Origin of the sequence: Spirosoma panaciterrae DSM 21099, assembly GCF_000374025.1 — a bacterium.
Lineage (GTDB): Bacteria > Bacteroidota > Bacteroidia > Cytophagales > Spirosomataceae > Spirosoma > Spirosoma panaciterrae.
The window spans coordinates 383,828-393,018 of record NZ_KB893195.1 but is presented as its reverse complement, the minus strand read 5'-3'; the positions used below and the strand labels follow the sequence as shown (position 1 = coordinate 393,018).

Annotated in this window: 7 protein-coding genes and 1 pseudogene; 4 read left to right on the top strand and 4 right to left on the bottom strand. The window is 47.6% G+C overall.

Going from position 1 to position 9,191, the window contains the following annotated elements; all coding sequences use genetic code 11:
- A pseudogene (locus B153_RS37360) lies at positions 1 to 252 on the top strand (IS5 family transposase); the annotation flags it as partial.
- On the opposite strand, the gene B153_RS0122420 reads toward B153_RS37360, so the two are convergent.
- Genes B153_RS0122420 through B153_RS0122410 form a run of 3 tightly spaced genes read right to left on the bottom strand, consistent with a single transcriptional unit; the run spans position 220 to position 2,137 of the window.
- Entirely contained in the window at positions 220 to 894 is a 675-nt protein-coding gene (locus B153_RS0122420; RefSeq protein WP_281167751.1) for a tRNA(His) guanylyltransferase Thg1 family protein, read from the bottom strand. The pseudogene B153_RS37360 and the gene B153_RS0122420 sit on opposite strands and share 33 nt — an antisense overlap.
- A gap of 16 nt (positions 895 to 910) precedes the next feature.
- The gene (locus tag B153_RS0122415) at positions 911 to 1,357 is read right to left on the bottom strand and encodes an ATP-binding protein (RefSeq protein ID WP_020598991.1); all 447 of its coding nucleotides are present in this window, start codon (positions 1,355 to 1,357) and stop codon (positions 911 to 913) included.
- A 36-nt stretch (positions 1,358 to 1,393) separates the two neighbouring features.
- A complete protein-coding gene (locus B153_RS0122410) occupies positions 1,394 to 2,137 on the bottom strand; it encodes a phosphatidylinositol-specific phospholipase C/glycerophosphodiester phosphodiesterase family protein (protein ID WP_020598990.1) in 744 nt (247 codons plus the stop codon).
- A gap of 280 nt (positions 2,138 to 2,417) precedes the next feature.
- On the opposite strand from B153_RS0122410, the gene B153_RS0122405 reads away from it, so the two are divergent.
- The 3 genes from B153_RS0122405 to B153_RS0122395 all read left to right on the top strand — a co-directional run bounded on the left by B153_RS0122405 (position 2,418) and on the right by B153_RS0122395 (position 6,719).
- Positions 2,418 to 3,623 carry a hypothetical protein gene (locus tag B153_RS0122405; RefSeq protein ID WP_020598989.1) on the top strand — a complete coding sequence of 402 codons (1,206 nt, stop codon included), beginning with the start codon at positions 2,418 to 2,420 and terminating at the stop codon, positions 3,621 to 3,623.
- A gap of 162 nt (positions 3,624 to 3,785) precedes the next feature.
- Positions 3,786 to 4,532 (top strand): 3-oxoacyl-[acyl-carrier-protein] reductase, encoded by a 747-nt coding sequence (gene fabG, locus B153_RS0122400; RefSeq protein ID WP_020598988.1) that lies wholly within the window; start codon positions 3,786 to 3,788, stop codon positions 4,530 to 4,532.
- A 54-nt stretch (positions 4,533 to 4,586) separates the two neighbouring features.
- Positions 4,587 to 6,719, top strand: coding sequence for a hypothetical protein (locus tag B153_RS0122395; protein ID WP_020598987.1), 2,133 nt, complete (start codon positions 4,587 to 4,589; stop codon positions 6,717 to 6,719).
- Here the strand turns inward: B153_RS0122395 and B153_RS0122390 are convergent.
- Positions 6,716 to 9,175, bottom strand: coding sequence for a helix-turn-helix domain-containing protein (locus tag B153_RS0122390; RefSeq protein ID WP_020598986.1), 2,460 nt, complete (start codon positions 9,173 to 9,175; stop codon positions 6,716 to 6,718). The genes B153_RS0122395 and B153_RS0122390 overlap by 4 nt on opposite strands.
- Between the last annotated feature and the right edge of the window lie 16 nt (positions 9,176 to 9,191).

Genomic DNA, 9,191 nt, shown 5'->3' with positions numbered 1-9,191 from the left:
TACAACGGCGTGTTTGCTCAAGAGCTTGACCGTTGGAGTATCGATTTTGAGAAAGCGTCGCGGCCTGAATCAGCCCAAGGTTTTGTACCGGTGGCCAAACGATGGGTAGTGGAACGAAGCATTGCCTGGACGAACTATTTTCGGAGAATCGTCAAAGACTATGAGCATACAGCATCTTCTTCGGTCAGTTGGCTGTATCTGGCCAATAGCCAGATCATGTTACAACGAATCGAGACTTATTGCCAAAGATGATTTCCCAACATACTCTAAAGGGTCAAAGACCTCTTTTTGAATATCCTGCCAGTAAATACCAATGCCCCTTTTTTGCCAATTTGGTAATTCGTTGAAATTAATCCCATATTGAAACAATAACTCGTTCTTATCAGCAATGCCCAGTCCTTTTATTCGCGCTGTTGCCTGACTTTGGGTAAAGTTGTCTTGTCTTAAGCGCCAATAGCAATGAGCATTTAATGCGTTTCTGTGGGCATCCTCATTTCTCCATCGAAAATAGTCGACCACAAGTTGTTGATTTGGAAGCTCTGAAAGTCGGCAATCAAATGCGCCAATACCACCTAATGAAGTTGAAAATTTTGCACTAGCTTCTCCAGCTAGCACTGAAATCAACTTTCTTGTTTTTCGCCCAAAAGCAGTTTCGTGTGCATGAAATAGTAATGATATTTCATCACTTTCAGTAAAACCATAGATAATGTTAAACCCGCAAGTCATAAGGTGCTTAACTGTTTCTATCATATAATTCCTGAACCTCTCATCAAACGGGGCTTCAAATGAATGAACTTCTTTTGTAAGCTTTGTGAATCCCCTTCCATCCATCCGGGCAATGATAAACATATTGGGTAGTATGCATCGATCATGGGAAGTTTCATAAACCCGCATCTTTCGATCTAATTCATCAAATTTCATTTGCCCATTCTTTAATAAGAAACTTACCGTCGGTTATTTCTACATAGTATAGTTTATCAAATCCCTCAGTAAGTTCAGGAATTTCTAATCTACTGAATGTTCCTTTGATACCTGCTATAGGAATATTTTCTTTAACCTGCCTCTGGCTATTTCTTTGTATTGAATCACTAATTTTTGATTGAAAATAATAACCAATAATAGTAAACCCGTTTGCTTTAGCATCGAGAATATATTTTTTTCTATCCGCTTTCCCAGGATTTGTGTTGTCTACGACGAAAGATTGCTGTGTTTGAATACAGACTTCTAAAAAACGTCTTTCACGGTGCCGCGTTTTGAGCAGATCAAGCGATAGCCGAACATGTGTTTTTAAGAAATACTCTTTGTAAAATGTTGTTTTGCCGGCTGCCTGAATTCCGCAGAAGATAACGGCTTCCATTAGGGAGAATTGGTTTTCAATTGGTAAAAATTCGAATCATCGCATTGCCTGCACGCACTCCGCCACTTTATCGGTATTGATGACGTCTACACCGAGTTTCTTTAATTGTTTCCAGGCATTAGGGGTATCGGGAATGGCCCAGAAACGAATGGGTTTTTTATCGTTATGGGCCCTTTTGATCACCCGTTTGAGCTTTTCACGGTCTTCGTCCGAAAGCTCACCGTTGCCATCCCAGTGCGAGTACAGTTGGAAATTATCGCTGATGAGAGCGATGCGCTGAAGGGTTTCTTCATCATACACTTCGCTTGGACGGCCATCGAACTGGAGTAATGGGTAATCAAAATAATTGGGAATTTTAGGCCGATTGCCGCTAATAATCACCTGTATCGCTTTCGGGTTTGCTGCGCGGTTGAAAACGGGTAGATTCTGCTCTAATAGGCTGATCAGCAAAGGAAGTATTTCGGTTGGGTTGTCTTTTACATCAACCACCAGATTAAATGTATAATCACGGTCGGCACTGGGCTTGTCTTTAAATTGGCGAAAAAGCCGGACAATGGGTTGCAGATAAAGTGAGTCGAGTGTAGGCGCCTGGGGACCTGGTTTATCGTGCGAAACGACCAATTTTCCATTCTGGAGCCAGATGTCTGCTTCGATGAAATCCGCTTTTTGCTCGTATGCATTCATGAAAGGACGAGCCTTGGCATAATCGTTGTGTGAATGAATTTTCTGGGCAAAGGCAATTGAAGCCGTTAGTTGTATAAGGAGTAAGATGCGTAGCATGGCGAGATTCGTTGAAAGGCTCAGGGAATTGGCTTGATTAAGGTTTGAGGAATGTGATGGGCAAAGTACTCCATAATTCCTGTGACAAAGTAAGGGGCTGGTACGGCAATCGCAAACGACTTTCGTCAGGAGTTAGTCAGAAAATCTGGACTCATCAGCAATTAACATTATTTAATATGTTTTTAGAGGATAGGATAAACAAAAGGTATAGATTGCTTTGTAAACGAAGAATATAGTCGATACAAGCTGGTGAATCTATAGAAATAAGACGATATACGTTATGAAAAGACTGCTAATAGCACTTTTGGGGCTGCTCTGCCTGAACGATTTGTATGCCCAGATTCAGAAAGGGAATGGCATTCTTAGCGGTAGCATTTCGGGGACGTACAGCCGACAAACGCGGCCGTTCTCAGTTTACTCCAACACAGGGCCGACGAGTAAACAAACCACCTGGACACCTGCGCTCGACATAACCGCTGGGCGTTTCTGGAAAGATAATTGGTTGGCAGGGCTCTCGCTTTCCGGAACCATAACGCAGAGCCAGCAGAATCTGGCGGATGATCCTAATCGAACCTATTCGAATACAACCTACTCAGCTACGGCCAAACCATTTATACGGCGTTACTGGCAGGTAGGCTCCGTTTATTTGTTTGCTGGCGCCGGGATTGCCGTCACCATGTATGGAAGTAAACTATCGTATTTTAATAACAATGGTCAATTGGTCGAGGCCGGGCAAAGAAGTAGAACCGTCAACATTACGCCAACCGTAGAAGCCGGCGTTAACTATCTACTAAACAGTCGAATAGGTGTCCAGTTGCTGGCAAGAGCCAACTCATTTCCCTTGTCGACAGCCGGATTGAGCGCTGGTTTAGTGTACTGGACAGGCCCTGGGCGAATGGCAGGTGTTCAGGAACAGCAGGAAAACCCACAAACAAATGCAGGTAGATGGGTTTTGGAAGGCGGATTATCGGTAACTAATCAGCGAACCAATCAGGATGCTGAAGTAGGAGCTGTTTCGTATCAGTCAGTTACTAACCAATATGCATTCAGTCCATCATTGGGTTATTTCATTGGAAAAAATAACTTACTTGGAATCAGTATTCCTATTGCCTATAGTACCAATCAGTTGACAAGTGTTAATGCACCAGGTAGTCAAGGTAGTACGGATACGCAATGGACGCTGGGCATTTTACCCTACTTTCAACAGTATTGGTTGCCAACGCGCCTGACGCCCTATACGCGCATAGAATCCGGGTATATGCACTATACGTCAGGTGATTACAGTGGATTTTCGGTTAATGGCGCGGTTCGGGTTGGCTTAGCCTACATGATAGGCCAACGCTTTATTGTTGAAACATCGCTGGCAAACGCTTCGCTCACGTATTTGCCATCGGGCAGGTCTGGTCAATCGGGCGAAACCAAAACCTGGAACGGCGGAATTTCAGCCGGGTTTACCGGAAACTTTGCGCTTCGATATGTCTTGTAACAACCCTATGGAGCCTTGTCATTTACACCCAAACTGCTATTTTTGGCACTGTAAAAAAGGAGCGGAAGAGTGAACGGGTGAACGAGTGAAGCTATCCAGCAGTTTATCGCTCTTTCACTCGTTCGCTCTTTCACTCTTTCTCTTTTTGCTCTTTATTTTAAAATGAATTTACTAACAGGAAAAGTAGCCCTGATTACAGGGGCATCACGCGGAATCGGCCGGGCTATGGCCCAGAAATTTGCTCAGGAAGGGGCTACCGTTGCCTTTACCTATTTGTCGAGCGTGGAAAAAGGTCAGGCATTGGAAGACGAACTACGCGCCTTTGGCGGACAGGTGAAAGGCTATCGCTCGGATGCTTCCAATTATCAGGCTGCCGAAGAACTGGTGAGTCAGGTGATCGCTGATTTTGGGAAGCTCGATGTATTGATCAACAATGCCGGAATTACCCGTGATGGCCTGTTAATGCGGATGTCGGAAGAACAATGGGACACCGTAATTAACGTTAATTTAAAGTCGGTCTTTAACCTGACCAAAGCGGCTACCAAGCCGATGATGAAGGCAAAATCGGGTTCGATTATCAATATCACATCGGTAGTGGGTATCCGGGGCAATGCAGGGCAAGCCAACTATGCGGCTTCGAAAGCAGGAATCATTGGATTTACCAAATCGGTGGCCCTGGAATTAGGCTCGCGGAATATTCGTTCCAATGCCATTGCGCCGGGTTTTATCGAAACCGAAATGACCGGCGAAATCAATGAGAAGGCCCTTGAAGACTGGAAACAGCAGATTCCCATGAAGCGGGGTGGCCAACCCGACGAAGTGGCAGATTGTGCCGTTTTCCTGGCATCTGACCTCTCCCGCTACATCACCGGCCAGGTGCTGCAAGTGGATGGGGGAATGTTAACCTAGTGGTGAAGAGTGAGTAATCGTATTACTCACTCCTTGCTTCGCACTCCTAAAAAAATGGATTTTATCTTTCAGTCCTCGCCCTGGTGGATTTTCGTTTGTTTGCTTGTTGGGGCCGTGTATGCCTTCGCTATGTACCAGCCATTGCCACGCCTGGCAGGTAGTGGAGCAACCGTTGGTGGTTTCGACAAGCGAACGACATACGGACTAGCCGCTCTGCGCTTCGTAGTGGTTAGTTTTCTTTGCTTCTTGTTGCTGAACCCGCTGATTCGGAGCCTGCGTACACTGACTGAAAAGCCGAAAGTGGTGCTGGCTATCGATAACTCAGAGTCTATAGCGGGAGCAGGGCGGCCTAATCTGGATAAAGCGTTGGTAGGCTTGCAAACGCTTCGTCAGCAATTGGCCGACAAGGGCCTGGACGTGTCGATCCGAACTTTAGCCGATACGGCTACTAATGGCGATTTGACACAGATACCATTTACGCGCCGAACCACCGATCTGTCGGGGCTGCTCGCGGGTATTCGTTCGGATTATGAAGGGCGTAACCTGACCGATGTGGTGCTGGTGACCGATGGCATTTTTAACCAGGGGGTGTCGCCAACGTTTGGGCAATATCCGTTTGCAGTACAGACGGTAGGCTTGGGGGATACCGTTGCGAAAAAAGATATACAGCTTAGGGGCATCATCGCCAACCGAATTGCGTATCTGGGTAATCAGTTTCCGGTACAGGCCGAAATAGTGAGTAATGGTTTTCTGGGACGAAGTGCAACGGTTGTACTTCGGCAGAATGGAAAGGAATTAGGTCGGCAATCGGTAAATTTTAACAAGAACGAAACCTTCAATCAGGTTAATTTCCAGGCTACAGCTACCCAGAAAGGCGTTCAGCACTACGTAGTAGAAATACTACCGCAACCGGGTGAATTCAGTACCCGAAACAATCGCCAGGATGTGTATCTGGACGTGATTGACGGGAAAGAAAAAGTACTCCTGTTGGCACTGGCCCCACATCCCGATGTGAAAGCCATTCGTAACATTCTGGAACGTAATCAGAACTACGAACTCGATGTTCGTATTCTGACGGGAACGCCTGCCGAAGCAACCGCATCGGCGGACCGTCCCCCTGCCGAAAAAACCTACGATCTGATAATACTGCACCAGATTCCTGATAATGGTGGAATTGGTAATCCATTGATACAGAAATTATTTTCAAAAAATACCCCTGTATTGTTCGTACTTGGGAATCAGTCGTCGATGGGGCCGTTCAATACCTCCAATTCGGTGGTTCAGGTTTCGGCGCAACCGAATCAGAGCGACAAGGTGACTGGGGTATTTAACCCCGAATTCCGGCAGTTGAACCTTGATCCGGCCAAACTCGAAATTCTTTCCAAGCTGCCACCCATGTTGGTGCCGTATGGTGAGTATCGCTTACAGCCCGGTAGTGAAGTAGTACTATGGCAGCAGGTGGGTAGCATCAAAACCGCCAAACCGTTGCTGGCTCTAAACGTAACCAGTCCTCGCAAAACGGCCGTTTTGGCTGGAGAAGGGCTTTGGTCGTGGCGCCTGGAAGAATACGCCCTGACCGATAAGCAGGATGTTGTGGATGAACTGATTCAGAAGGTGATTCAACTGATTTCGGTGAAGGAAGATCGGCGTAAACTGCGCGTCTATCCAATTCGGAATGAGTTTGTAGCAGGTGAAAAAGTTATCTTCGAAACCGAACTCTACAACGACATCTACGAAGAGATATTTGATAAACCTGTTCGGCTGGAAATCAGCGACGAAAAAGGCATAACACGCTCATTCAACTATACACCGACGTCTACAAATCGCCGTTTCGAAATCAGCCGATTGCCGGAAGGGGCGTATCGCTTTAAGGCAACGGTCACGATCAATGATAAGGCCGAACAATCGTCGGGGCAGTTTGTCGTGCGCGATCTGCAACTGGAAGCGCTTAACACAACGGCCGATCACGGGATGTTGCGTCAGTTGTCGCAGCAAACGGGAGGGCAGTTCTATGCCATCAATCGCATGGATGATCTTGTTAAGACCCTGACTAATCGGTCGCACCCCGCTCGGTTGACCAGCACGGAGGAGATGAACGAGTTGATCAACTGGAAATGGTTATTCTTCGTCGTACTCACCCTGGTTGCAATTGAATGGGGGCTGCGGAAGTTTTATGGAGGCTATTAGGCTTCCTGGTCAACCTCGCCCATTTCGGCCCGAATGGCGCTGTTTACAAACCGGATTTCGCTGTAGGTGACCCCATTGCCGATGGCCTGGATCAGTTCGGTAAATGTGGCCGATGGAGTCGTTTCGATGTATGAACGAATAAGCCGGATTCGGTCGGAAGGTAAAACGGCATCGACAGTTAACTCCCCCCGATTGATGCATTGAGCCAGATGCCCTTCAATAGTAGAAATGGCAAATCCTCGTTCGGTCGCGATTTCAGGAATGGTTTTGCCCGCCTGAAACAGGGCGAGAGTCTGCGTGGTCGATGGAATTTTAGGCTCTTTCGGTTCTTTAGCCTTTTTCTCTTTCAACTCTTTTGAAGATTTGAGCCGTTCAAGATAGGCTTTAATGATGGCCAGCACTTCCTGCCCGATCTGCTTCACTTTGGTTTTGCCAAACCCTTTGATCGTCAGAAGCTCTTCGAGTGTTGTCGGACGCAGACGGGCCAGTTCGGCAATGGTTTTCTGAGGAAGTACCATATATCCTGACGTGTCGTGCTCGCCAGCCAGATCGTTGCGCCATTTCATCAAAGCACCATACAGCCCACCACGTCCCGATTTTTCGACCGTACTTTCCGTTTGCAGATCAAGGTTTTTGCGTTCGGGCTGGAAGTCCAGCTCGGCATGGTTGCGAGCCTGCAAGTACGCCAGCGCGTCGAAACCGTTTTGGCAACTCTCAAAAGTACGCAGCTTAACAAACAACTCTTTTTCGAGTTCATCCAGCACTTCCAGCAATAATTCCCGTACCTGCTTATTATCGCAGTCGGTAGGGCAGCCGCGAAGTAATGGCAATAACTCATCGCTCAGCAATGCCTGGAAATAGGCAACGGCCTTGCGGATACGCTCCTGTAGATCGGTATTTTCTTCGGGTAGCCGTTCGTCGGCAAAATAGGTGGTCAATTGCTTTTGAAAGCGAATGCTAATCTCACGAGCCTTGTCGCGTACACGTTCGGTCAGTTGCGTAATAATAGGCCCACATTCGGGATCGACACTGCTGGTATGTTCATTAACCACCCGTCGGCAACGATAAAGCAGGGAACTGGCACGTTCGAATGAAAACAGGTCCAGAAGCAACTGCTGCTGGTTGGTTCGTTTCGACTCCTGCAGCTGCGCATCAGTGGGGGTCAGTTGAATGAGTTCATCGTGGAAGTCTTCCAGAGTCTGCTCCGTTTTGATGCTGTGCGACGGAATGGGCGACCGTAATACCAGCCCGTCGAGTGTTTTACAGCGGCTCAGAGCTACGTACACCTGCCCGTGTGCAAAGGCACCTGAGGCATCGATAATGGCTTTCTCAAACGTAAGGCCCTGGCTCTTATGGATGGTGATGGCCCAGGCAAGCCTGAGCGGGACCTGCCGGAATGTACCAATGGCTTCGGCCTTGATTTCTTTGGTTGTTGGATCGAGGCTATACCGGAGGTTGGTCCAGTCGGCAGGGAGCACATCGATCACCTCATCATCTCCGCTTCGGACGTAAATAATATCGTCGTCAATATCGACGATCTGCCCGATCTTGCCGTTGTAGTATCGCTTCTCGCGCGAGATGTCGTTTTTGATAAACATTACCTGAGCCCCCACTTTTAGCTCAAGACTGGCTTCGGTTGGGTAAATCGTAGCCGGAAAATCGCCGTCTATACTAGCCTCAAAGGTGTGGAGGGCTGTTTTAAGGCTGTTGAGCTTATGGCTGTTGATTTGCTGGGCTGTCGTGTTGTGCGTCGATAAAGTAATGTAGCCTTCATCATCACGGGGAGCAAAATTGGGGATAAAACGTTGGTTAAGGTCTGCAAGCTGATCGCGGGTAATCGTTTTTTCGCGAATGCTATTCAGCAGACTCACGAACCGGGCATCAGCCTGTCGGTAAATATGCGTTAGTTCGATCGAGATGTAGGGGGTATGACTGAGCGCTTTACTGCCGAAAAAGTAGCCGGTTTCGTAATAAGGCTTCAGTAGCTCCCACTCTTCATCCCGGATCACGGGCGGCAATTGCTGCATATCGCCAATCAGCAGAAGCTGAACACCTCCAAATGGCTGGCTGTTGTTTCGATACCGACGGAGCACTTCATCGATACCATCCAGAACATCGGCCCGGACCATACTGATTTCGTCGATGATGAGTAGGTCGAGGGTTCGAAGAAGGCGGATTTTTTCTTTGTTGAACTTCCGGCTTTCCCGCAATGTGGAGCCCGGTATCAATGGGCCAAAAGGCAATTGAAACAGCGAATGGATCGTTACACCACCAGCATTAATAGCCGCTACACCCGTAGGGGCAACGACAGCCAGACGCTTGGCACTTAGCTGTTTGACCTGATGTAAAAACGTTGTTTTGCCCGTTCCTGCCTTACCGGTCAGGAAAATATTGCGATTCGTGTGCAGAACAAATTGATGGGCAAGAGCAAGGCGTTCGTTTACGGGGGCAGGCATACCAACTCAGCATTAT

What these genes read in the sequence shown, in the direction of transcription:
- B153_RS0122415 (WP_020598991.1), bottom strand. Translation starts at nt 1,357, where the DNA reads ATGGAAGCCGTTATCTTCTGCGGAATTCAGGCAGCCGGCAAAACAACA.
- B153_RS0122390 (WP_020598986.1), bottom strand. Translation starts at nt 9,175, where the DNA reads ATGCCTGCCCCCGTAAACGAACGCCTTGCTCTTGCCCATCAATTTGTT.
- B153_RS0122405 (WP_020598989.1), top strand. Translation starts at nt 2,418, where the DNA reads ATGAAAAGACTGCTAATAGCACTTTTGGGGCTGCTCTGCCTGAACGAT.
- B153_RS0122420 (WP_281167751.1), bottom strand. Translation starts at nt 894, where the DNA reads ATGCGGGTTTATGAAACTTCCCATGATCGATGCATACTACCCAATATG.
- B153_RS0122395 (WP_020598987.1), top strand. Translation starts at nt 4,587, where the DNA reads ATGGATTTTATCTTTCAGTCCTCGCCCTGGTGGATTTTCGTTTGTTTG.
- fabG (WP_020598988.1), top strand. Translation starts at nt 3,786, where the DNA reads ATGAATTTACTAACAGGAAAAGTAGCCCTGATTACAGGGGCATCACGC.
- B153_RS0122410 (WP_020598990.1), bottom strand. Translation starts at nt 2,137, where the DNA reads ATGCTACGCATCTTACTCCTTATACAACTAACGGCTTCAATTGCCTTT.